General features: G+C 72.1%; 21 protein-coding genes, 1 tRNA gene and 1 pseudogene. 7 read left to right on the top strand and 16 right to left on the bottom strand.

Annotation, left to right across the window (positions count from 1 at the left end; all coding sequences use genetic code 11):
• Nucleotides 1-36: 36 nt before the first annotated feature.
• Together ABIA36_RS12415 and ABIA36_RS12410 are read right to left on the bottom strand one after the other, a co-directional pair.
• Nucleotides 37-927: a M48 family metalloprotease gene (locus tag ABIA36_RS12415; protein ID WP_369962705.1), complete on the bottom strand. Its 891-nt coding sequence runs from the start codon at nt 925-927 to the stop codon at nt 37-39.
• Nucleotides 928-934: 7 nt separating this feature from the next.
• Complete coding sequence (locus tag ABIA36_RS12410) at nt 935-1,501, bottom strand: LemA family protein (protein WP_369962704.1); 567 nt, start codon at nt 1,499-1,501, stop codon at nt 935-937.
• Between the two features lie 152 nt (nt 1,502-1,653).
• On the opposite strand from ABIA36_RS12410, the gene ABIA36_RS12405 reads away from it, so the two are divergent.
• The 3 genes from ABIA36_RS12405 to ABIA36_RS12395 are packed head-to-tail and all read left to right on the top strand — an operon-like array spanning nt 1,654 to nt 3,880.
• Entirely contained in the window at nt 1,654-2,304 is a 651-nt protein-coding gene (locus ABIA36_RS12405) for a TetR family transcriptional regulator (RefSeq protein WP_369962703.1), read from the top strand.
• 8 nt (nt 2,305-2,312) lie between these two features.
• Nucleotides 2,313-3,149, top strand: coding sequence for an ABC transporter ATP-binding protein (locus ABIA36_RS12400; protein ID WP_369962702.1), 837 nt, complete (start codon nt 2,313-2,315; stop codon nt 3,147-3,149).
• Complete coding sequence (locus ABIA36_RS12395; protein ID WP_369962700.1) at nt 3,146-3,880, top strand: ABC transporter permease; 735 nt, start codon at nt 3,146-3,148, stop codon at nt 3,878-3,880. The genes ABIA36_RS12400 and ABIA36_RS12395 overlap by 4 nt, the downstream gene beginning before the upstream one ends.
• 73 nt (nt 3,881-3,953) lie before the next feature.
• Here ABIA36_RS12395 and ABIA36_RS12390 read toward each other — a convergent pair whose 3' ends face one another.
• From ABIA36_RS12390 to ABIA36_RS12375, 4 genes are read right to left on the bottom strand one after another with little or no spacing between them, the layout of a single operon-like run.
• Nucleotides 3,954-5,267 (bottom strand): D-arabinono-1,4-lactone oxidase, encoded by a 1,314-nt coding sequence (locus ABIA36_RS12390; protein ID WP_369962699.1) that lies wholly within the window; start codon nt 5,265-5,267, stop codon nt 3,954-3,956.
• On the bottom strand, nt 5,264-6,538 hold the full coding sequence (locus ABIA36_RS12385) for an alanine racemase (RefSeq protein WP_369962698.1): 1,275 nt from the start codon (nt 6,536-6,538) through the stop codon (nt 5,264-5,266). The genes ABIA36_RS12390 and ABIA36_RS12385 overlap by 4 nt, the downstream gene beginning before the upstream one ends.
• Nucleotides 6,538-7,794, bottom strand: a complete 1,257-nt coding sequence (locus ABIA36_RS12380; RefSeq protein WP_369962697.1) for an MFS transporter — start codon at nt 7,792-7,794, stop codon at nt 6,538-6,540. The genes ABIA36_RS12385 and ABIA36_RS12380 overlap by 1 nt, the downstream gene beginning before the upstream one ends.
• Nucleotides 7,791-8,483 carry a TetR/AcrR family transcriptional regulator gene (locus ABIA36_RS12375; protein ID WP_369962696.1) on the bottom strand — a complete coding sequence of 231 codons (693 nt, stop codon included), beginning with the start codon at nt 8,481-8,483 and terminating at the stop codon, nt 7,791-7,793. Before ABIA36_RS12375 ends, ABIA36_RS12380 begins: the two co-directional genes overlap by 4 nt.
• 148 nt (nt 8,484-8,631) lie before the next feature.
• Between ABIA36_RS12375 and ABIA36_RS12370 the strand changes: the two genes are divergently transcribed.
• A complete protein-coding gene (locus ABIA36_RS12370; protein WP_369962695.1) occupies nt 8,632-10,890 on the top strand; it encodes a hypothetical protein in 2,259 nt (752 codons plus the stop codon).
• 22 nt (nt 10,891-10,912) lie between these two features.
• On the opposite strand, the gene ABIA36_RS12365 is transcribed toward ABIA36_RS12370, so the two are convergent.
• Nucleotides 10,913-11,284, bottom strand: a complete 372-nt coding sequence (locus ABIA36_RS12365; protein ID WP_369962694.1) for a YchJ family protein — start codon at nt 11,282-11,284, stop codon at nt 10,913-10,915.
• Between the two features lie 226 nt (nt 11,285-11,510).
• Nucleotides 11,511-11,885 (bottom strand): VOC family protein, encoded by a 375-nt coding sequence (locus ABIA36_RS12360; protein ID WP_369962693.1) that lies wholly within the window; start codon nt 11,883-11,885, stop codon nt 11,511-11,513.
• Nucleotides 11,886-12,092: 207 nt separating this feature from the next.
• Between ABIA36_RS12360 and ABIA36_RS12355 the strand changes: the two genes are divergently transcribed.
• Nucleotides 12,093-12,166: transfer RNA gene (locus ABIA36_RS12355), tRNA-Leu, on the top strand.
• Nucleotides 12,167-12,328: 162 nt separating this feature from the next.
• Here the strand turns inward: ABIA36_RS12355 and ABIA36_RS12350 are convergent.
• The 6 genes from ABIA36_RS12350 to eno all read right to left on the bottom strand — a co-directional run bounded on the left by ABIA36_RS12350 (nt 12,329) and on the right by eno (nt 17,873).
• Nucleotides 12,329-13,720, bottom strand: coding sequence for an NAD(P)/FAD-dependent oxidoreductase (locus tag ABIA36_RS12350; protein WP_369962692.1), 1,392 nt, complete (start codon nt 13,718-13,720; stop codon nt 12,329-12,331).
• Between the two features lie 39 nt (nt 13,721-13,759).
• Nucleotides 13,760-15,070: a S8 family serine peptidase gene (locus ABIA36_RS12345; RefSeq protein WP_369962691.1), complete on the bottom strand. Its 1,311-nt coding sequence runs from the start codon at nt 15,068-15,070 to the stop codon at nt 13,760-13,762.
• A complete protein-coding gene (locus ABIA36_RS12340; protein ID WP_369962690.1) occupies nt 15,049-15,561 on the bottom strand; it encodes a DUF501 domain-containing protein in 513 nt (170 codons plus the stop codon). The genes ABIA36_RS12345 and ABIA36_RS12340 overlap by 22 nt, the downstream gene beginning before the upstream one ends.
• Nucleotides 15,562-15,583: 22 nt before the next feature.
• Complete coding sequence (locus ABIA36_RS12335) at nt 15,584-16,105, bottom strand: septum formation initiator family protein (protein WP_369962689.1); 522 nt, start codon at nt 16,103-16,105, stop codon at nt 15,584-15,586.
• A gap of 119 nt (nt 16,106-16,224) precedes the next feature.
• The gene (locus ABIA36_RS12330) at nt 16,225-16,482 is read right to left on the bottom strand and encodes a hypothetical protein (RefSeq protein WP_369962688.1); all 258 of its coding nucleotides are present in this window, start codon (nt 16,480-16,482) and stop codon (nt 16,225-16,227) included.
• A gap of 110 nt (nt 16,483-16,592) precedes the next feature.
• The gene (gene eno, locus ABIA36_RS12325) at nt 16,593-17,873 is read right to left on the bottom strand and encodes a phosphopyruvate hydratase (protein WP_369962687.1); all 1,281 of its coding nucleotides are present in this window, start codon (nt 17,871-17,873) and stop codon (nt 16,593-16,595) included.
• 79 nt (nt 17,874-17,952) lie between these two features.
• On the opposite strand from eno, the pseudogene ABIA36_RS12320 reads away from it, so the two are divergent.
• Together ABIA36_RS12320 and ABIA36_RS12315 are read left to right on the top strand one after the other, a co-directional pair.
• A pseudogene (locus tag ABIA36_RS12320) lies at nt 17,953-18,986 on the top strand (tyrosine-protein phosphatase).
• A gap of 199 nt (nt 18,987-19,185) precedes the next feature.
• Nucleotides 19,186-20,553 (top strand): hypothetical protein, encoded by a 1,368-nt coding sequence (locus ABIA36_RS12315; RefSeq protein WP_369962686.1) that lies wholly within the window; start codon nt 19,186-19,188, stop codon nt 20,551-20,553.
• Here the strand turns inward: ABIA36_RS12315 and hisS are convergent.
• Nucleotides 20,537-21,829, bottom strand: a complete 1,293-nt coding sequence (hisS, locus tag ABIA36_RS12310; RefSeq protein WP_369962685.1) for a histidine--tRNA ligase — start codon at nt 21,827-21,829, stop codon at nt 20,537-20,539. The genes ABIA36_RS12315 and hisS overlap by 17 nt on opposite strands.
• A gap of 392 nt (nt 21,830-22,221) precedes the next feature.
• Nucleotides 22,222-23,076, bottom strand: a complete 855-nt coding sequence (locus ABIA36_RS12305; RefSeq protein WP_369962684.1) for an ABC transporter ATP-binding protein — start codon at nt 23,074-23,076, stop codon at nt 22,222-22,224.

The raw sequence follows: 23,076 nt of genomic DNA, 5'->3' as shown, positions 1-23,076 counted from the left end.
TGCGCGGGCGGGAGAAAGTGAGGAAGCGATGGCTGCTTAGAAGGTGGAGCCCATCTTCTCGAGGCGGTCGACGCGCTCGGGGATGGGCGGGTGCGTCGAGAACAGCCGGCTCGTCAGGCTGGGCTTGAGCGGCTCCGCGATCCACAGGTGCGCCATGCTGCTGTTCTGGCGGCGCATCGGCCGGCCGTAGTCCTGCAGCTTCAGCAGCGCGCTGGCGAGCGCGTCCGGGTGGCGCGTCGTCATCGCCCCGGTGGCGTCGGCGAGGTACTCGCGCTGGCGGGAGACCGCGAGCTGCACGAGCGTCGCCACCAGCGGCGCGATGATCGCCGCGACCAGCCCGAACACCAGCACGATCGGGTTGCCGCCCCCGCCGTTGTTGTTGTTGCGGTTGTTGCCGCCGAAGAAGGCCATCCGCAGGAAGATGTCGGCGATGAGGCCGATCGCGACCGTGAGGCCGAAGACGATCATCGACAGCCGGATGTCGTAGTTGCGCACGTGCCCGAGCTCGTGGGCCATGACGCCCTCCAGCTCGGCGTCGTTCATGATGTCGAGCAGGCCGGTGGTCGCGGCGACCGACGCGTGCTGCGGGTCACGGCCGGTGGCGAAGGCGTTCGGCGCCGGGTCGTCGATGATGTAGACCGCCGGCATGGGCGTCCCGGTCGTGATCGAGAGGTTCTCGACCACGTTCCAGAGCCGCGGATTGTCGGCCTTGGTGATCGGAACCGCTCCGGACATGCTGAGCGCCTGGCTGGAGGCCATGAAGTACTGGAACACGGCGTAGACGACGGCGCCGATCCCGACCCAGGCCAGGATCGCCCAGCTGTTGTAGATGACCGAGAACAGCCAGCCGAGCGCACCGATGAGGATCAGGAACAGCAGGATGATGAAGACGGTGTTGCGCTTGTTCCTGGCGATAGCCCTGTACATCGACGCCCTAGAACTGAACGCGCGGCGGCTCGGCGATCGCCGCCAGGTTGTCGACCTCGAAGAAGTCGCGCTCGCTGAAGCCGAGACGGCGCGCGAACAGGCTGTTCGGGAAGACCTTGATCTTGGTGTTGAACTCGCGCACGCCACCGTTGTAGAACCGGCGCGAGGCCTGGATCTTGTCCTCGGTGTCGACCAGGTCGGCCTGCAGGCGCAGGAAGTTCTGGCTCGCCTGGAGCTGCGGGTAGGCCTCCGCCACGGCGAAGATGCTCTTCAGCGCGGTCTGCATGTGCCCCTCGGCCGCGGACGCCTCACCCGGCGTCTGCGCCGACAGCGTCTCTGCGCGCGCCTTGGTCACCGACTCGAAGACCCCGCGCTCGTGCGCGGCATAGCCCTTGACCGTCTCGATCAGGTTCGGGATGAGGTCGGCACGACGCTTGAGCTGCACCGTGATGTCGCTCCACGCCTCGTCGACCCGCACCTTGAGCGTGACGAGCGAGTTGTACGTGGCCCAGAAGTAGATTCCGATGATCGCGACGAGCACGACGACGATGATGACCGGAATGAGCCATTCCATTGCGGGAACTCCTAAGCGTGTATGCGCCGATCGACTGCGCTGAACAGCATCCTAACCGGGACCGATGCGGCTCCCACGGGCTTCCCATCACACTCGAAGCAACCGCAATGCGGATGGACAGGGCACCCGGTCCGGGGTGCACAATGGCACACGTGAGTGAGCTCGCCGAACGCCGCAGGCGGGGCCGGCCGCGCAAGGAGCGCGGGGCGGCCTCCACCCGTTCGGCCATCGTGCGGGCGGCCGCCGAGGAGTTCACCGAGCGCGGCTACGAGGCGGCCTCGCTGCGCGCCGTCGCCCGGCGGGCGGGTGTCGACTCCGCGCTCGTCCACCACTACTTCGAGGACAAAGCCGACCTGTTCGCCGCCACGCTGGAGGCGCCGATCCGCCCGGACCGGGTGCTGACCGTCCTGCTCGCCGCCCCGCGGCAGCAGGTCGGCGAGACACTGGTGCGCTACCTGCTCACCCAGCTGGAGGACGAACGCGCCGCCGGGCGGATCGTGCTCATCCTGCGCACGGCGCTCAGCAGCGGCCCGGGCACGCGGATGCTGCGCGAGTTCCTGACCCGCGAGGTGTTCGCGCGGCTCGCGGCGCTGACGCACACCGACGACGCCGAGCTGCGCGCCGACCTGGCCGCCGCGCAGATCGCCGGGCTGCTGATGACCCGTTACGTGCTGAAGCTGGAGCCGATCGCGAGCGCCGGGCCCGACGAGCTCGCCAGGCGGGTGGGGCCGGTGATCCAGTGGCATCTGTTCGGGGATGTTGACGGCGGGGATATTGACGGCGGGCACGGTCCGGGCGAATAATTCATCACATGATGAATTCATCGTCGGGCGCCGGGGACGGCCTCGTCGCGGACTCCGCCGTCGTCATCGACGGCCTGCGCGTCAAGCGCGGCCGGACGACCGTGCTGGACGGCCTCGACCTGCACATCCCGCGCGGCCAGGTCGTGGGCCTGCTCGGGCCGAGCGGCTGCGGCAAGACGACGCTGATGCGCTCGATCGTCGGCGTGCAGCGCGTGGCGGGCGGCCGCGTGGAGGTCCTCGGCCAGCCGGCCGGCTCGGCCGTCCTCCGGCACCGCGTCGGCTACGTGACGCAGGCCGCGAGCGTCTACGACGACCTGACGGTGCGACAGAACCTGGCCTACTTCCGCAGCGTGCTCGGCGCCGGCAAGGAGGACGTCGAGCGCGCCATCGAGGCCACCGACCTCGGTCCGAACGCCGGGCAGCTCGTCTCGACGCTTTCGGGTGGCCAGCGCAGCCGGGTGTCGCTCGCCGCGGCGCTCCTCGGCTCCCCCGACCTCCTGGTGCTGGACGAGCCGACGGTCGGCCTCGACCCGCTCCTGCGCGTGGAGCTGTGGGGCCTGTTCCACCGGCTGGCGGACGGCGGCACCAGCCTCCTGATCTCCAGCCACGTCATGGACGAGGCGACCCGCTGCGACCGGCTGCTGCTGATGCGGGAGGGCGCCATCCTCGCCGACACGACCCCCGAGGAGCTGCTGACGGAGACCGGCGCGGCGGACGCGGAGGGCGCGTTCCTGACGCTGCTGCGGCGGCGCCATCCACGCCACGCGCTGGGCGAGGGCGCGGAAGACGCCGATCCCGAGGAGACCGAGCCCGAAGAGACCGAACACGGGGAGGCCGCGCGATGAACCCCACCCGCACCCTCGCCACGGCCGGCCGCGTGCTCACGCAGATCCGGCACGACCCGCGCACGATCGGTCTGCTGATCGTCGTCCCGAGCCTCCTGATCGGCCTGGTGGCCTGGATCTTCACGAACACGCCGGTGTTCGCCACGATCGGTCCGGCCATCGTGGCGCTGTTCCCGTTCATCGTCATGTTCCTGGTGACCAGCATCACGACGCTGCGGGAGCGCCGCACCGGCACGCTCGAACGGCTGCTGTCGATGCCGCTCGGCCGGGGCGACTTCATCCTCGGCTACACCCTCGCCTTCGGGCTGCTCGCGATCGTCCAGTCGCTGGTCGCGGTCGGCTACGCCGTCTGGGTGTGCGGTCTGGAGATCAAGGGCGACCCGTGGCTGATGGTGGCGGTCGCCGTCACCGACGCCGTGCTCGGCAGCACCCTCGGCCTGTTCGCGAGCGCGTTCGCGCGCACCGAGTTCCAGGTCGTGCAGTTCATGCCGGTGATCGTGTTCCCGCAGATCCTGCTCGGCGGCATCTTCATCCCGCGCGACCAGCTCCCGGACGGCCTCCGCCAGATCAGCGACTGGCTGCCGCTCTCGCACGCCGTCGACGCGCTGAACGCCGTCTCCACGAACTCGCACGACGCCGCCTACATCGGAGGCCAGCTCCTCATCATCGGCGCGTTCGCCGTCGCCGCCGTCATCGTCGGCGCCCTCACCCTCCAGCGCCGCACCCCCTGAGCAATCCGTTCCGGAGTTGTGCACGCCGGAGCACGGCGTGTCGCGTACAGAAGTCCGGAATGGATCGCTGGGGTCAGGGGCCGAGGACGCGGCGGAGGTAGGCGTTCTCGAAGCGGCGGTCGGGGTCGAGGCGGTCGCGTGCGGCGAGGAAGTCGTCGAAGCGCGGGTACGACTCATGCAGCGAGTCGGCGTCCCGGTTGTGGAGCTTGCCCCAGTGCGGGCGGCCCGCGTACGCCGTCATGATGTCCTCGACGGCGGTGAAGTACTCGGTCGGGTCCTCCCGGTAGTAACGGTGCACCGCGATGTAGCCGCTCTCGCGTCCGTACGCCGTCGACAGCCAGTTGTCGTCGGCCGCGGCCGAGCGCACCTCCACCGGGAAGGAGATGCGCCAGCCTTTCCGCTCGATGAGCGCCTTCACCTCGGCGAGCGCGCCCGGCACGGCCTCCCGCGGGAGCGCGTACTCCATCTCCCGGAAGCGCACGGTGCGGTTGGTGACGAACACCCGCGGGGAGTGGTCGGTGAAGTCGCGGTTGCCGGTGAGCTTCTGGGCCAGCCGGCTGAACGGCGGGATGATGCCCGGCGCTAACGTCCCGACCGCGCAGACGCCGCGGTAGACCCCGTTGGCGAGCAGTTCGTCGTCCACCCAGCGGCCGGCGACAGACAGCGGGGCGCGCGGCTCGGTGAGGGGCAGCCGGGTGTTGGTCTTGGTCAGGCCGGTCTCGGTGTGCGGGAACCAGTAGAACTCGAAGTGGTCCTCCCGGGCCGAGCGCTCCAGGTAGCTGTCGAGCACCTGCTGCAGCGGCTCGGGACGCTCGACCGCGTGGAGCAGGTAGCCCGGCACACACTGGATCGTCACGTCCACGATCACCGCGAGCGCGCCGAGTCCGAGGCGGACGGCCGGCAGCAGCTCGGCGTTCTCGTCCTCGCTGACCGTGAGCAGCTCGCCGGTGCCGGTGACGAGGGTGACCGCGACGATCTGGGTCGCCAGGCCGCCGAAGGAGCCTCCGGTGCCGTGGGTGCCGGTGGACGTCGCGCCCGCGATGGTCTGCCGGTCGATGTCGCCCATGTTCTGCAACGCCAGCCCGTACGGGCGCAGCAGACGCGGGAGCTGGTGGAGGTGCGTGCCCGCGGCGAGGCGCACCCGGCCGCGTTCGAGGTCGACGTCGAGGACGCCGCTGACGTCCTCCAGGTCGAGCAGCACGCCGGGCGCCGCCGCGATCCCGGTGAAGCTGTGCCCGGCGCCGACGGCTTTGACGCGCATCCCCTGTCTCGCCGCCGCCACGACCGCGCGCTGCACGGCCTCGGCGTCGCGCGGCCGCTCGACGCGCTGCGGTCGGATGGACTCGGTGCGACCCCAATTGCGCCACACGCCGCCGTTGGCCGTCACAGGAAGACCTTCCCCTCGCCGCGGTAGCTCGGCACGGCTCCGACGACGGCGGCCCGACCCTTCACCGTGTCGACCAGGTGGAAGTCGTTCACATGCTCGCTCAACTCCCCCGACTTGGTGTGCCGCAGCCACACCCGGTCCCCGACGCGGAGGATGCCCGCCGCCGCGCCCGTGACCGGAGTCTGCACCTCCCCCGCCATCTCGCGGTCGACCATCGACAGCCCCGTCGGCCATTCGATCGTCGGGAGCCGATCGGGTCCGGGAGGGCCGGAGGCGATCCAGCCGCCGCCGAGCAGGGTCGCAGTGCGCTCGTCGGGCCGGCGCACCACCGAGAGGGCGAACGACGCCGCGGGGGCGGGCCGGAAGCCACGGTAGGTGTCGAACAGGTGGCCGCCGAACAGGCCGCTGCCCGCGGCGATCTCCGTCACCGCGGGGTCGGAGGCCGTGAACTCCAGCGAGCCGGTGCCGCCGCCGTTCACGAACGCCAGGTCCGCGAGCGCGCGCACCGCGGCCACGGCCTCCCCGCGGCGGGCGATCAGCTCCTCGCGCGAGTTCTTCTGCATCCAGCGCAGGGTCGCGCCCCACGCCGGGCGCCCGGTCGGGTTGTCGCCCTGGCCGGCGATCTGCGCCTCGTAGCCCATCATCCCGACCAGCGCGAAGCCGGGACGCCGCACGACCGCCTCCGCCACCGCGCGCACCGCCTCGACCGAATGCAGCGGCGAGCGGTAGACGCCGACATGGCCGAGCACCGGGGCGTCCCAGGACGAGTCCAGCTCCAGGCAGAGCCGGATGGTCTCCCGCTCCGCCGGCGGCACGACCGCGTCGATGAGGTCGAGCTGCGCGACGGAGTCGACCATGAGCGCGACCCGGGAGGCCAGCTCGGGCGAGGCGCCCAGGCGGGCGATCGCGGCCCGGTCGGCGGTCGGATAGCCCACGACCACATCCTCGATCGGCGCGTGCTCGGCGTCGCCCGCGGCCAGCCACAGCGCCTCGGGCAGCGTGTAGGCGAGCACCCCGGCGTAGCCCGGGAGGGCGAGGACGGCGTCCAGCACGGCGCGCACGCGCACCGATTTGGAGGCCACCCGGATCGGCTTTCCCGCGGCGCGCCGGAGCATGTCGTGGGCGTTGTGCCGCAACGCCGGCAGGTGCAGCACACCGAACGCGGGGTCGAGGCGGGCGGTCGCGGCGCTCAGCGCCGGCCAGAACACGTCGGGCGTGGTCCAGGTGCGTTCGGCCGCGGCCGGCTTGCCGGTCAGGTCGATCGTGGTCATCAGCGCACCGCCTTCACCCGGGCGACCGCCAGCGCACCGGCGAACGCGAACACTCCCGAGAGCACGAACAACCCGACGAAGCCGCCCAGCGCCGCGACGATCGCCGCTCCGAACAAGGGCGCCATCGCCTGCGGCACCGCCGTCGCGATGTTCATGATGCCGAGGTCCTTCCCGCGGTTCTCGGGGTCCGGCAGCACCTGGGTCGCGAGCGCCTGGTCCACCGACAGGAAGCAGCCGTAGCCGAGGCCGAGCAGTCCCGCCGCGACCATCGCCACCGACAGCTCCGGCACGAACGCCAGCAGGAGGGCCGCGACGCCCTGGAGCGCGGAGGACACGAAGACGAAGGCCTTCCGCCTCCCGAGCCGGTCGGAGAGCCGACCGAGCGCGAGCGACGCGATGATGACGAACATCATGTAGATGAGGATCAGCACCAGGAGGTCGTCGTCGGCGTGCCGGTCGTGCAGCCCGAACTCCAGGAAGTACAGCAGAAGCGACGTCCCGAACGCGTTGCCGAAGTTCACCAGCACGCGGCTCAGCAGCGTCCAGCCGAAGTCCGGATGCTCGCGCGGGCTGATCCAGAGCCCCTCGATCACCCCGCGGAACGTCATCCGCTCGCGCAGGTGCGGCGGCAGCACCGTGTCGGGGAGGAACAGGAACGGCAGCACGAGCAGCACCAGCAGTACCGCCATCGCGGTGTAGCCGAGCAGGGCGCCGACGAACACGTAGGTGACCAGCGCGACGCCGAGGATGATGCCGATGGCCTGCGGCGCGCTGATCCAGCCGGAGACGTAGCCGCGCTGGCCGACCGGCACCTGGTCGGAGATCGTCGCGGTCAGCGCCGCGGTGAGGACGCAGAAGCCGGTGAGCGCGAGCGACCAGAACACGCCGATCCCGACCATCGTGGTCTGCAGGCCGAGCAGCACGAGGGACACCGCGAACAGCGCGGCGCCGCCGGCGATCCACGGGCGACGCCGGCCGTACCGGCTCGTCGTGCGGTCGGAGAGGGCGCCGGTCAGCGGGTAGGCGACGATCGCGCAGACGCCGGAGATGCCGGAGATGATGCCGAAGGCGACGACGTTGTCGACCCAGTAGGTGGTGTGGAGCTGCGCCTGCACCTGGTCGGGCAGCAGCTTCTGGATGGGCGCGAGCTGCGCCATCCAGACGCCCAGCCAGGCGACGGCGAAGGCGGCGATCCAGCGGCCGGGGACCCGGCGGGTGGGTTCGGCGAAGACGGCCGGCGTCGAGGTGTGGGTCATCGGGCACCTGCGTTCGGGTCGAGGGCGGAGGGGACGGGGTGGGCGAGGATGGGGTGCTGAGCGACGGGGTCCGTGGCGATGGGGTCCGGAGTGACGGCGAGCGCCGCGAGCGCGTCCGCCGCGAAGTCCAGCGCGCGTCCGGCTGCGGCGTCGTCGCGGGTCACCAGCCAGGCGATGGTGAGCCCGTCGGTGAGCGTCACCAGCAGCCGGGCGACCTCGGCGACGGGCAGTCGCCAGGCACGGCCGGTGAGCTCCGCGGCGTCGCGCGCGGCACGTTCGGCGAGCTCGTAGTACCGGTCGTACTGGCGGCGGGCGAGCGGCGCGAACCCGGGCTCGCGGAGCGCCCACTGGGTCAGCTCGAACATCGCCTTCTCGCGGTCGGGGTCGGCGCGCACGCCGTCGAAGTAGTGCTGGAGGCCGGAGCGGATCGCGGCGCGCAGGTCCAGCGGCGCCGTCGCCGGGTCGAGCGCGGGCTCCAGATCGGTCTGCTCCTCCGCCACGACGGTGTTCACCAGCTCGGCCATCAGCTCGTCGCGGGAGTCGAAGACGTAGTGGAAGCTGGCCAGCGGCATCCCGGCCTCGGCGACGATGCGCCGGGTGGTGGCGGCGGCCACACCGTCCCTTGCGATCACCCGCAGGGCCGCCTGCACCAGCGCGGCGCGCCGTTCGGCAGGGGCGATGCGCGTCATCGAAGCTCCTCACGGTGCCGTCGCGCGTCGTCGCGCGAAGTGGGACAGTTGACCCACTTGTCAGTATGCCGCAAATCCGGCCCGGCGGTTTGACAGGAAGCGTGTCCTGCCCCTCAAATGGGGTGGAATGCGGGTTTTTGCGTCAGACGTGTCTCCACCAGTCCGGCCCCGGGGGGCGACCAGGCCGGTCGTCGCCGTGCTGTCCGGATTCGTGCTCGCCGCGCTCGCGTTCGCCGCCGGCTCCGTCGCCGGGCTCGCGCCGCCGGCGTCCGCACAGGCCGCCTCCGGTTCCGCCTCGTCCGCACCCGCGTCGTCCCGCACCATCCCGACTCGCACAGCACTCGCAGACACTTCCGGTCCGTCGCTCGCAGACGAGACCGCACCCGCCGACAACTCGGCGCCGCCCGACACCTCGACCCCGACACCGACGCCGGGGCCGCCGACACTAGACCCGCTGCCGAGCGGCCTGGTAACGGCCTTCCCGCTGACCGTCTCCGGTACCGCCGACCCCGGCGACGTCCTCGACGTCTCCGGCGGGTCCTCGACGAGCGCGGCCACCTCCTGCACCGCGACCGCCGCGGCCGACGGGACGTTCCGCTGCGCCCTCCAGCGTCTCCCGGACGGCCCGGGCGTGCCGGTCCGCGCGGTCTCGCGCTCGAGCGGTCTCGCGGACAGCGGACGCGTCGATGTCCTCTCCCCGCCGATCATCGCCTCCGCGCCGGGCGGCCCCACCGGTGGCGGCATCGGGGGCACCGCCTATCCGGGCGCCTCGGTGACCGTGACCGCGGAGACCGGCGCCTCCTGCACGTTCCCGGCGGACAGCGCAGGCAACTGGGGCTGCGTCCTGCCGGGGCTCGGCGACGGCCGGCACACGGTCACCGCAACTCAGGTGGCCCCGTTCTCGTCCACGCGCTCGGCGCCGAGCCCGGCGGTGACCGTCGTGGTCGACACCGTCGCGCCGCCCGCGCCGACCATCAGCTCGCCCGCGCCCGGCACCACGGTCGCCGCGGGCGCGTCGATCGGGTTCGGCGGCGCCGGGGAGACCGGGGGCGCGGTCACCGTCTACGCGAGCACCCCGAAGGGCACGACCGTCGCCTGCACCGCGACGGTGTCCGGCGGCGCCTGGTCGTGCAGCGCGACGCTCCCTGCGGGCGACTACGTGGCCTCCGCTCTGCAGCGGGATGCCGCGGGGAACGTGAGCGCGGGCAGCAACCCCGTCGCGGTCTCCGTGCAGGCCGCCGCCGGCGCGACGTCGCCGCCGCAGAACCGGCGCACTCCCAGCGCGACTCCGGCCCCGGCGCCCGCGGTGCCGCCGACGACCACGGCCCCGGCCCTCCCGGCCGGACCGACGCATCCCGACACCAGAGGCTGGACGTCCACCCCGTTCACGACCGCCTCGGCGCCGGTCGTCAGCGCCGCCTCCGTGCCCGGCTGGCTGCGCTCGGTCGGGCTGGCGGTCGCCGCGCTGCTGCTCCTCGTGCTCCCGGGACGGCTGCTGGTCGCGTCGCTGACCGGCCCGCGGGAGTCGCGGCCGGAGCGGACAGCGCGCACCACGATCTTCGGCCGCAACCGGGCCCTCGCCGAGCTCGGCGAAGCGGACGCGCTGCTCGGCGGGCGCTCCCACGGCGACGCGCTGGAGCCCGGCGGGGCCCCCGAAGCCCCGGACGGGCACGCGGTCGGCGCCCAGCCGGTGTGGCTCGCGCCGCTCGTCGGCGTCTCCGCCGCGGCCCTCGTGACCCTGTCCACCTCCGTGCACGACGCCTCCGCATACGTCCGCCTGCTCGTCGCGCTGGCTCTCGCGATCATCGGGGTCAACGCGATCTGGGTGCTCGCGGCCCGCGGCATGACCCGGCACCTCGGGGTGGCGACGGCGCGGACGGTGGTCCGGCCCGCCCTCCTCGCGATCGTCGCAGCAGCCGCGATCGGCTCACGGCTCTTCGGCCTGGAGCCCGCCCTCCTGTTCGGCCTGGTGCTGGGGGCGGTGCTCCCCGAGGGGCTGGGGCGCGTCGAGCGCGGCCGGACCGCCGCCGTCCAGCTCTCGGCGGTCGCCGCCTTCGGCGTGCTCGCGTGGCTCGCCGTCGGCGTCCTCCCGACGCCGTCCGGCGCGCCGTCGGCGTTCCTGATGGAACTGGTGAACGCCGTCGCCCTCGTCGCGATCGGCTCCGCCGCCATCGCGCTGCTCCCGTTCGGCGGACTCGCCGGGCGCGCGGTGCTGCAGTGGTCGCGACCGCTCTGGCTGGGGATGGCGCTCGTCGTCTACACCGTGCTCTTCGCGCTGCTGCTGCCGGTGGCGTCGCTGGCGGAGACCGGGGCCGGCGTCGTCGTCATCGTCATCGCCGCCGTCGTGTTCGCGGTGGTCGGGCTGTCGGTGTGGCTGTGGGAGCGGTACGTGGAGCCCGCGCGCTGACGCGCTGCCCGCCCGTCGCCGGTCAGAGCGCGTCGACGTAGAACCAGTCGCCGCCCTCCCGGACGAACCGGGACACCTCGTGCACGCTGCCGCGCTCGGCGCCCTTGTAGTACGCCGTGAACGCCACGACGCCGTCCCGGTCGAATGGGCCGCCCCGCTCGGTGGACTCGACGTCGAGCCGGTACCAGCGCATCCCGTCGTCCAGGTCGAGCGCCTCCGGCCGTGTCGAACGGTGCCAGCTCCGCAGCAGGTAGGCGGCGTCCCCGAGCGCGAACGCGCTGAACCGCGACCGCATCAACCGCTCGGCCGTCGGGGCCGGGGCTCCGTCGTGCAGCGGCCCGCAGCAGTTCGCGTACGTCTCACCGCTCCCGCAGGGGCATCGTGTGTCGCTCACCCGGCGAGCCTAGCCGACGCGCTCCGGCCAAAAAGGACCCGCACAAAAGGACCCGGACAGAAGGGGACCCGGCTGGAGCCTTACGTCGGGGGATCTCGGGCTCCAGCCGGGTCGGAGGACACCTCACCAGAAAGGGTGTCGGGCCCCAGTCTGCACGGCCCGGGTGGGTGCCTCCTTGGGGAGACCTGAAGGACCTCTCAGTGCGGCCGGTCTCCGGAGGGCCCACTTACGACGCGGGCGACGCCGCGGCCTCCCCCGCGGCGACGACGCAGAAGCGGTTGCCGTCCGGGTCGGCGAGCACCACGTAGTCGGCGCCCTCCTCGTACTGCCACTCGACGTCGGCCGCCCCCAGCCCCCGCAGCCGCGTCGCCTCGGCTTCCGCGTCGTCGGCGTACAGGTCGAGGTGGTGCCGCGGTGACGCGTTCGCCTCGCTGCCGACGAGCTTGAGGGCGAGTTGCGGCCCCGCACCGGCGACGGGGACGAGGATCGCCCAATCGACGTCCGGCTCGCGCGGCGGCCGATAGCCGAGCGCCGCCGACCAGAACCCGACGGCGCGCGGCAGGTCGCGCACACCCCACACGATGGAACCGATCCGGATCATGCTCCCACCCTCCGCCGTGGCGGGAAGCGCGACAAGGGGCCACGGCGGCCCGGTCACCGTATAGTGTGGGACGCATGGAAGGCGTGCTCATCGGACTCATCTGGACGGTCATCATCGTCGGCGGCGCACTCGCGTTAGGCGCCATGATCCAGATGGTGAAGTCGCCCTACCGCGACCGCTGACGTCGAGCCGCCCCACGGACGGATCGCCCCTATAGCCCAATTGGCAGAGGCAGGCGACTTAAAATCGCCCGAGTGTGGGTTCGAGTCCCACTGGGGGCACGAGCGAGCGATCGTCGGGCGACGCGCTTCCGCAGGAAGACACGTCTGAATCTCCTGTGGGAGGACCTTCGGAAGGAGTTTGCGCGGCGCGTCGGGGCGGATCTCCTGAGTGGAGGAACGCGGAAGGCCCGGTCCCCGCGGGACCGGGCCTTCGGCGTTCGGCTACTTGGCCGCTGCGGGCTCCTTGGCGCGGACAGCCTTCTTCGGCGCCTCCGTCGGCGCGGCCTCGACGGCCGGCTTCGGGCGGGCGGCGAACTCCTCGAACGCGGCGCGCGGGGCCCGGAGGGCCTCCAGCGACACGATGTCGCGGCCGAGCCAGAAGTTGTTCCACCAGCCCCACAGCACGCGCCACTTGCGCTCCCAGCTCGGCATCGCCAGGCCGTGGTAGCCGCGGTGCGCGAACCAGCCGAGGAGGCCCTTGATCGCGATCTTGCCGGACTGCAGCACACCGATGCCGAGGCCGAGGCCCGCGACGGCGCCGAGGCTCTTGTGGTAGTACTGGCGCGGCAGCTCGCCGCGCAGGTCCGCGATGATGTTCTTCGCGAGCAGCTTGCCCTGGCGGACAGCGTGCTGGGCGTTCGGCACGCAGTAGCCGCCGACGCCCGCGCCGGTCAGGTCGGGGACGGCCGAGACGTCGCCGGCGCCCCAGGCGCCCTCGATGATCTCCTCGTCGGTGCCCACGCGGAGGTCGGCGCGCACGCGCAGCCGGCCGCGCTCCTCGATCGGGAGGTCGGTGTGGCGGACCACGGTCGGGTTGGCCATGACGCCGGCCGTCCAGACGATGAGGTCGGTCTCGAAGCTCTCGCCGGTGGACAGCTCGATGCGGCCGTCGACGGCGCTGGTGAGCTGGGTCTCCAGGTGGATCTCCGCGCCGCGCTCGGCGAGGTTCTTGATGACCCAGTGGCTGGTCGGGAGGGAGACCTCCGGCATGATCCGGCCCATGGCCTCGATCAGGTGGAAGTGCGTGTCCTCGAACGACAGCTCCGGGTACTTCTTGAGCAGCGCGCTCGCGAAGGAGCGGAGCTCGGCGAAGATCTCGATGCCCGCGAAGCCGCCGCCGATCACGGTGACGGTCAGGAGGCGGTCGCGCTCCGGGCCGGGCGGGAGGGTCGCGGCCTTGTCGAAGTTGGTGAGCAGGGTGTCGCGGATGTACACGGCCTCCTCGATCGTCTTGAGGCCGACGGCCTGGTCGGCGACGCCCGGGATCGGGAAGGTGCGCGACACGGCGCCCGCGGTGACCACGACGATGTCGTACTCGAACTCGTACGGCTCGCCCGCGGCCGGCGCGATGGTCGCCGTCTTGTTGGCGTGGTCGATGTAGGTGACCTTGCCGCTGACGATGTTCGTGGTCTTGAGGTGGCGGCGGTGCGAGACGACCGCGTGCCGGGGCTCGATGGAGCCGACGGCCACCTCGGGGAGGAACGGCTGGTACGTCATGTACGGCAGCGGGTCGACCATGGTGACCTCGGCTTCGCCCGAGCGGAGCTGCTTCTCGAGCTTCCACGCGGTGTAGAAACCGGCGTAGCCTCCGCCGACGATCAGGATTTTGGGCACAGTAATGCGTCTCCTCAACACGAAAGTATGGGTGTTAATCTACCCCCTGCCGTGCGCTCGTCTGAAATGCAGCCACGCACCGACCCCGCCGAGGGCGAGGAGTGTGACGAAACCGGAGATCAGGCCGAACGGTAGCCAGAAGGTGGTGAGGACGCTCCATTGCGGCCAGAAGAACGATCTCCATGCTACAGGTCGTTCGGGGCTGAGCTTCGCGGGCGCGGGCGCGGCCTGGGCGTCCGGCGCTTTCGGGACGGCCGTCGCCGCCGTGTCGGCCCGGCGGTGGATGTGGACCCATTGCGTCAGGTCTCCCATCGGGTTCGCGCTCACGTGCGGCACGGTCGCGGTCACCGCGGCCGCCGCGTCCAGCAGCCCGTACCCGTAGACCGGGCTCGGGACGGCCGTCACACCGGCGGGCTTGCGCGCGGTGCGGATGATCCGGTTGATGACGTCCGGCGCCTTCAGTTCGGGATGCGCGGCCCGCACCAGCGCGACCGCCCCGGCGACCAGCGGGGCCGCCCCGCTGGTCCCCGCCCACTGCACGTAGCCTCCGCCCGGGTTGGCGCCGACCAGCTCCTCGCTCGGCGCGGACACGCCGATCGTGATGCCCTGCGACGACGCGTCGAACGAGGCCTGCCCGGCCCGGTCCACGCCGGCGACCGTGAGGACGCCGGGGATGGTCGCTGGAGCGCCGACCTCGGTCGTCCCGCTCCCCCGGTTGCCGGCCGCCGCGACCACGACCACGTCGTGCGAGAACGCGTACTGGAACGCGTCGTCCCAGCTCGGCGGCCAGTCGAGGGTGTTCCGGGTGAGCGAGATGTTGATGACGGAGGCGCCACTGTCGACCGCCCAGCGCACCGCCTTCGCGATCTGGTCGTCGTTGTCGACGCTCCCCGTCGCCTTGCCGAGTGCCACGGAGGCGCTGAGGATGCTCGCCTTCGGGGCCGCGCCGAGGACTCCCGTGCCGGGGCCGGTGCCGCGCCCGGCGAGCAGGGAGGCCACCCAGGTGGCGTGGTCGGCTGCGGCGCCGTCGCCCAGCGGCTTCTCGCCGTTCGGCGCCCCGACGCCGGAGACGTCCGTGCCTCCGGTCACCGCGCCGGCCAGGTCCGGGACCGTCCCGTCCACGCCGGTGTCGATCACCGCGACCTTCACCCCCGCGCCCTCGGTGGTCTGCCAAGCCTGGGCGAAGCCGTACTCGGTGAGCCAGTACTCCAGGTCGCGCACCTGGTCGGCGTGCGCGACGGTCGCAGGCGCGATCCCGACGGCGGGCGCGAGGACGAGGGCCGCGGCGAGCGCGGTCGCGGCCGCCGCCAGGGCGCGGCGAAACCGGGTCAGCCGGCCTGGATGCGGCACTCGCACACCTCGGGCGACCACCCGCCCCGCGCGAGCGCCAGGTCACCGATCGGGTTGACGCCGGGGCCGGCGGCGAGCGCGTGCGCGGCGAGGGCGTGCAGGCACTTGACCCGGGTCGGCATCCCACCGGCCGAGACGCCGGCGAGCTCCGGCACCACGCCGATCGACTCGCGGTCGGCGAGGTACTGCTCGTGGGCGGCGCGGTACTGGTCGCGCAGGTCTTCGTCCTCGGCCAGGAGGTCGTTGTACTCGTTCATCACCTGGGTGGCCTCGAGCTGCGACATCGCGGCCGTGGCGGCGGGGTGGGACAGGTAGTAGAACGTCGGGAACGGCGTGCCGTCGTCCAGCCGCGGGGCGGTGGACACGACCGTCGGGCGGCCGCACACGCAGCGCGCGGCGATCCCGACGACGTTGCGCGCGGGGCGGCCGAGCTGCTCGCTCACGGCGGCGATGTCGGCGTCGGTCACGGGGTCGAACGGGGGTCTGGTCATGGCGTGCCTTGCGTTTGCGGGACTACTTGCTGGGTGCGGGAGTCGGAGTCGGGGTGGGCGCCGGCGTGCTGCCGAGCTGCGCCGGGGTGGCGTCGGTGAGCCCGGCCCCCATCAGCGAGCCGAACAGGGAGCCGACCCAGTCGGTGCGGGTCTTCTGGAGCTTGGAGCTCACCGGGGTGGTGTCGCCCTTCGCAGCGGGCGGACGGTCGTCGATGACGAGGTAGCTGGTCTCCCCCGGCATGACGTAGTACAGCCGGTCCCTGGCCTGGGCGCGGATGTAGCTGGGGTCGTTCCAGCGGGCGCGCTGCTCCTTGAGCGCGTCCACCTGCGCCGAGAGCTCCTGGACGGCCTTCTGCTGGTCGGCGATCTGCTGCCGCTGCGCGAGGTAGCCCTGCAGCGACGGCGCCAGGATGAGGACGGCGAGCACGACGGCCCCCATCATCACGAGCGAGAAGGCGGAGAAGTGCAGGCCGCGCAGCCAGCGCCCGGTGGCGGACGGCTGCTCGAAGGAGGCGGCGACGCGCTGCGTGCGCGGCTTCGGCATGGCCCCTCCTGCGGTATTCGGCGGACGTGGAGGACCGGGCGTCCCCGTTCTCAATCGTAGGCGATCCGCCCTGAGCGGCGGCCGCGCGGCCGGGGTGTCGGAGCCTGCGGAGCCGCCGCTCAGCGCGCTGTCAGCAGAACGACGAGCCGGACGGCGCCGACGACCACCAGCCCGAGGCCGCCGAGCGTGAACACCAGCCCGATCGCGCGGGCGTCGCGCGGCCGGAAGCGCTCCCGCGCGTCCCGGTCGGCGAACAGCGCCGCCGCCCGCTCGGGCCGCCGCAGCAGGTACCCGCCGAACACGACGAACAGGGCGGCGAGCAGTAGGAACACTCCGAGCGGGACGAGCTCGGCCGGGACCCCCGCTGCGGTGCGCATGGGTGCGATTCTCGCAGAGTCGCCTCACGCGCGCCGAGGGGCACGTCGTGGCCCCTCTTCACACGGAATACGGGCGTCGACGTGCCCCTCGACGAGAGAGCGGAGTCCGCTCAGCCCTGGAAGCGCGGGAAGGCGCTGCGGCCGGCGTACACCGCCGCGTCGCCCAGCTCCTCCTCGATGCGGAGCAGCTGGTTGTACTTGGCGACGCGCTCGGAGCGGGCCGGGGCGCCGGTCTTGATCTGGCCGGCGTCGGTCGCGACGGCGAGGTCGGCGATCGTGGTGTCCTCGGTCTCGCCGGAGCGGTGCGAGAGCACGGCGGTCATGCCGCTGCGCTGGGCGAGCGACACGGCGTCGAGCGTCTCGGTGAGGGTGCCGATCTGGTTGACCTTCACGAGGATGCTGTTCGCGGCCTTGACCTGGATGCCCTTGGCGAGGCGCTTCGGGTTGGTGACGAACAGGTCGTCGCCGACGAGCTGCAGCTTGCCGCCGAGCTCGGAGTTCAGGTGGGCCCAGCCCTCCCAGTCGTCCTCGGCCAGCGGGTCCTCGATCGAGACCAGCGGGTAGTTGGCGGCGAGCTCGGCGTAGTAGGCGCTCATCTCGGCCGCGCTGCGGTCCTGGCCCTCGAAGCGGTAGACGCCGTTCTCGAAGAACTCGGTGGAGGCCACGTCGAGGCCGAGGGCGATCTGCGAGCCGACCGCGTAGCCGGCCTTCTCGATGGCCTCGGAGATGAGGTCGAGCGCCGCGCGGTTGTGCTCCAGCTCGGGGGCGAAGCCGCCCTCGTCGCCCAGGCCCGTGTTGAGGCCCTTCGACTTCAGCAGCGCCTTGAGCGCGTGGTAGGTCTCCACGCCCCAGCGCAGGCCCTCGGAGAAGGTCTCGGCGCCGATCGGCAGGATCATGAACTCCTGGATGTCGACGCCGGTGTCGGCGTGCGCGCCGCCGTTGATGATGTTCATCATCGGCACCGGGAGGACGTGCGCGTTCGGGCCGCCGACGTAGCGGAACAGCGGCAGGTCGGCGGAGTCGGCCGCGGCCTTGGCGACGGCGAGGCTGACGCCGAGGATCGCGTTGGCGCCCAGGCGCTTCTTGTTGTCGGTGCCGTCGAGCTCGATCATGGCCTCGTCCACGAGGCGCTGGTCGCTGGCCTCGAAGCCCTCGATCGCCGGGCCGATCTCGTCCAGGACCGCGTCGACGGCCTTCTCGACGCCCTTGCCCAGGTAGCGGTCGGTGTCGCCGTCGCGAAGCTCGTAGGCCTCGAAAGCACCGGTGGACGCACCGGACGGGACGGCGGCACGGCTGACCGTGCCGTCCTCGAGGAGCACCTCGACCTCGACGGTCGGGTTGCCGCGGGAGTCGAGAATCTCGCGAGCGCCTACAGCTTCGATCTGAGCCACAACAGTCTCCTTGGTGGTTTTTCGTGGGTGTGAGGTCAGTCTAGTGACGCCGCGCAAACGGCCGGAACGGTGTGGCTCGATGCTTGCGGTGAATGGCGCGACTGCCCGCCGGGCCGCCAGCGCGGAGGTGCGCTCCGGCGTCGCCGCCCGTTCACCTCGTGGCCACCGGACGGCCGCCTCCCGGTCGCCGGGCCTCCGTAGCTTGCCAGTCATTATGGCAAACGCTTCATTTCACACTCGTCATTTGTTCAGCTCCATCGTCGCCGCCGCCGCCCTCGCCGGCGCCGTTGCGACCACGGGGTGCACCGCCGCCGGGACCGCGGCCGGCGACTCCACGCCGGTCGCGCACGTCCAGCCCGCGACGACTCCCCGACTGGAGGGCGCCGACAACTTCCGCGACCTCGGCGGCCTCGGGGAGGGCTACCCGACGACGGACGGCGGCCACGTCGCCCGCGGCGTCGTCTACCGCTCCAATGCGCTCGCGCTGACCGGCGCCGACCTGGCCGCGCTGGCGAAACTCGACGTCTCCGACGTCATCGACCTGCGCACCACGGCCGAGATCGAGGCCAAGCCGGACACCGAGATCCCCGGTGCGACCTGGGTGCACGACGATGTGCTCGGCAGCGTCGCCTCGCTGTCGGCCCCGACGTTCACGACCGCGGCAGAGGCCGAGGCGCTGATGGACGGCGCCTACGAGGCCATGGTCACCTCGCCCGACGCCCGGAAGGCCATCGGCGCCGCCCTGACCACCATCGCCGACGCGAAGGGCGCCGTCATCGTCCACTGCACGCGGGCAAGGACCGCACGGGCTGGACCAGCGCCCTCCTGCTGCACATCGCGAGGGCCGACCAGGAGACGATCGACCAGAACTACCTGCTGAGCAACCAATACTCGCGGGCGAGCATCTCGGCCTCACTGAGGGGGATGGCGGAGCACAGCGGAGAGGCCGCAGCCGCCGCGTACGCTCCCCTGCTGGGCGTGCAGCGGTCGTTCCTCGACGCGTCGTACTCCGCGGTGGCCGAACACTACGGCTCGGTCGACGCGTACCTGACGGAGGGCCTGGGACTCTCCGCGCAGACGATCGCGACGCTCCGGACCAAGCTCACCGCCTGATCGCCGGCGGCGCCGTGTCACGGATGCCTTAGCACGGCGCCGCAGGCCCCCGCATCGGCGGGACGAATGAGCCGGCCGGTTCGGAAACCGGAGACCGGAGCAGTCCGGAGAGGGATTCGCGCCGAGACCCGCCGGGCAAGGATAGAAATGCAATATTTGCACGCATTCCGTCATCCGAGCCCGCTCAAGGAGCCATCCAGTGATCGAACCCTCCAGCCCCTCCCGCACGACCGTCCCCACCGCGACCAGGCCCTCGCGCCGCGCGGTGGCGGCGACCGCGGCCTGGTCCCTTCCGGCGATCGTCCTCACCGTCGCGTCGCCGTCCCACGCCGCGAGCCCGTCCCCCGTGCTCGACATCGCGGGGATCCCGGCGTCCGTCGCGTCGGGCTCGGTGGTGACCGGGGCCCAGGTGGTCGCGCACGGCAACGACAGAGCCACCGTCACGGTGGAGCTCTCGGCGGGCTTCACGTGGTCCGACGGCACGGCGTCGCCCGGCCGCGTCATCGGGATCGGGCCGGGCGTCCACCCGATCCCGCCGTTCGTCGCGACGGCGGCCGATCCGGGGACGCCGAGCGGTGTGCGCGCGGAGAGCGCCGGGGTCCACGCCTGGGCGCCGATCGGGATCGGCGCGGGACTCTACGAGCTGACCGTGCTGGGCGCGATGGGCATCATCTGCCGTGGGCCGGACGAGTTCCGGGCGGACCTCGCCGTCACGGTTCCGCGCGGGGTGCGACCGGCCAGGCTGGAGTACCGCTTCTATCCGACGTCGGAGGAGAGGATCGGCATGGCCATGAGCCTGGTCTCCGACGACATCCGCAGATACATCGATCAGAACTACGCGATCGTCCACGTTCAGGACCTCGGGGCCGGCCTGGAGCGTCTGTATCTGAGCTGCCGGGGCAACGCGAACACCCAGAACGTCGCCACCGCCCGGTACGACTGGCCGATCCGCGCGACCTGGCCGGATGGCACGCAGACGGTCGTCGCGTTCCCGATCCTTCAGCAGCACCGCGGCAGCGACGGACGGCCTGTCGCCATCAACGCGTGGGATCGGATGACGATGACGCTGCCCGGTTACGACGCCACGCTTTCGTCGCAGGCGGCCTGGGGGAATGTCGTGGCCGAGAACACACCGGGGACGCTCGACGGCAACCACTTCCACGTCGACGCGCTCGCCTCGGGACGGAGCGCCGCGGAGGGCAACGACGAGACGACCGCGCTCTACTTCCAGTTCCGGCACGAGGACGGCACTCCGGCGTCCGTCACCCCGACGCCGCGGCACGTCGTCATCCCCAGCCACTCGGGCACGCTGAGCGTTCAGGGTCTGCTCCTCGGGGCTCCCGAGCAGTTGGGACGCTCCTTCACCCTCGACAAGCCGGGGTACTGGAGGCTGCTGATCTGGCCGCAGTCGAGCAACTCGAGAGCCGGCCTCGACGTCTCCCCGGACGGTGTCGCCTGGGATCCCGAGACCGACCCGGGGCACCAGGTCGGCTCGGTGTTCTGGAAGCTGCCGGCGACGGCGCAGGGGGATGCGGGTCTGGGCGAGCCGACTACGCCAGCGGCTTGAACTCCAGTGCGGCAGCGTTCGCGGTCTCCGGGCCGACGAACGCGAACGACCGGTAGCCGGCCGCCGCCGCGCGGTCCAGCACGGCCTTGAGGTTCTTCGCCCGCCGGTCGAGGCGCACCCGGCGCCCGGAGGCGACCAGCTCGGACTTGATCGCCATCAGCCGGTCGAGCGGGACGCTCGGGTCGTGCACGAGCACCACGGTGTCGGCCGCAGAGTCCTCCGGCACCTCGATCAGGTCGACCACGCGCTCGAAGCCGATCGAGAACCCGCACGCCGGCACGTCGGTGCCGAGGAAGCGCCCGATCATCCCGTCGTAGCGGCCGCCGCCGCCGACCGAGCTGCCCGAGCCGGGGTGCGCGATCTCGAAGATCGTGCCGGTGTAGTAGCCCATGCCGCGCACCAGGGTGGGGTCGAACCGGAGCGCGACGCCCTCGGGGAGGGTGTCGAGCGCGTGCGCGAGCGCCTCCAGGTCGGCGACGGCGTCGGTGTCGATGCCCTCGGGGAGGATGCCGGTGATCGCCTCGACGGTGAGCTCGACGCCGCCGTCGGCGAGGTGCGGCTCCAGCGCGGCGAGGATGCCGCCGAGCACGGCCGCGGAGTCCGCCCCGCCCTCGCTCAGCTCGGCCACGACACCCTCGGCGCCGATCTTGTCGAGCTTGTCGATCGAGATCAGCACCTGCGGCCAGCGCGACTCGGCGAAGCCGCAGTACTCGAGCAGGCCGTTCAGGATGCGGCGGTCGTTGATCCGGATGGTGCAGCCGGCCAGGCCCAGGGCCTCCAGCGCCGCGGCTGTCGCGGTGATGAGCTCGACCTCCGCGAGCTGCGAGCCCTCGCCGATGATGTCGATGTCGCACTGCACGAACTGGCGGTAGCGGCCCTTCTGCGGCCGCTCGGCCCGCCAGACCGGTGCGATCTGGATGCTGCGGAACACAGGGGGCAGCTCGGCGCGGTGGGTGGCGTAGAAGCGGGCCAGCGGCACGGTGAGGTCGAAGCGGAGGCCGAGGTCGCAGAGCGCGAGGGTGTCCCCCGACTCGATCGCGGCGCGCAGGTCGTCGCCGCCGAGGCCGCGCTTGAGCACGCTGAAGGCGAGCTTCTCGTTGTCGCCGCCGAGGCCCGAGTGCAGGCGAGCGACGTCCTCGACGACCGGGGTCTCGATCTCGTCGAAGCCGTGCGCGGCGAAGCTCCGCCGGATCACACCCAGCGCATGCTCGCGGCGAGCCTTCTCGGCGGGGAGGAAGTCGCGCATGCCGCGGGGCGGGGTGATCGGGGAAGCCATGCGACGATTCTTCCAGATGGTGGGCTATCAATGCCGCCCCGGGGGATCGCGGTCACCGTGGTGGGAGTCGTAAACTGCTGCCGTTGCCACCCTGATGTCGTGCCGACCCCGCGCGATGCGGTGGTGTCCCAGTGAGGACCTGGCATGAGCCGCAACCGTCCGACCACGTCGGCTGCGTTGCCAGACACACGACAACGCGTCCGCCCAGGGCCGGGATGATTGCGCCGCCGCAGGCGCCCGTCACCCGTTCGGCGGCCCGGGTCCCCCGGCGGGCGCGCTGCCGGCCTCTCGATTGCGCTACGCGCGCCGCCGCCCCCGCAGGACATTCCGCGCGGCGCGCCGCCCGGCCTCCTTCCGAACACCGCCCGGCAGGAGATCCAGACGTGTCCTCCTTACCGCGGGCGGGAACGCTCGTGGTGCCGCCCCAGCGGCACCACGAGCGGGGTCCCGGCGACCGGGTCGGGCGCGATCACCGACTCGACGCCGAAGACGTCGCGGACGAGATCCGCGGTGACGACCTCCGCGGGCGCGCCGGCGGCGACGACGGCGCCCGCCCGCATCGCCACCAGGTGGTCGGCGTAGCGCGCCGCCAGGTTGAGGTCGTGCAGGACCATGACCACCGTCGTGCCGCGCGCGGCGTTCAGGTCGAGCAGCACGTCGAGCACGTCGAGTTGGTGGCTGATGTCGAGGAAGGTCGTCGGCTCGTCCAGGAGCAGGATGCCGGTCTGCTGCGCGAGCGCCATCGCGATCCAGACGCGCTGGCGCTGGCCGCCGGAGAGCTCGTCGATCGCTCGGTCGGACAGCTCGGCGACGCCGGTCGCCATCATCGCCTCCTGCACGGCGGCGTCGTCCTCCCCTGTCCAGCGCCGGAACCAGCCCTGGTGCGGGTAGCGGCCGCGCGAGACGAGGTCGGCCACGGTGATCCCGTCGGGCGCGGTCGGCGTCTGCGGCAGCAGGCCGAGCCGGGTGGCGACCTCCTTGGTCGGCAGCGAGCGGAGGTCCGCGCCGTCGAGCAGCACGCTGCCGGAGGCGGGGGCGAGCAGCCGGGACAGGCCGCGCAGCAGGGTGGACTTGCCGCAGGCGTTGGGACCGACGATCGCGGTCACGCGACCCGGCGGGATGTCCAGGTCGAGGCCGTCGACCACGACCCTGCCGTCGTAGGCGAGGGTCAGGTCGCGGGCGGTCAGGGTGGGCTCGGTCACGCGGGCCTGCACTTTCTGCGTCTTCATGGCTTTCTCTGTCGTCAT

Origin of the sequence: Leifsonia sp. EB34 (assembly GCF_041260585.1) — a bacterium.
GTDB lineage: Bacteria > Actinomycetota > Actinomycetes > Actinomycetales > Microbacteriaceae > Leifsonia.
Note: the sequence above shows the minus strand (reverse complement) of the source record. Positions and strands in the feature narration are given on the sequence as shown.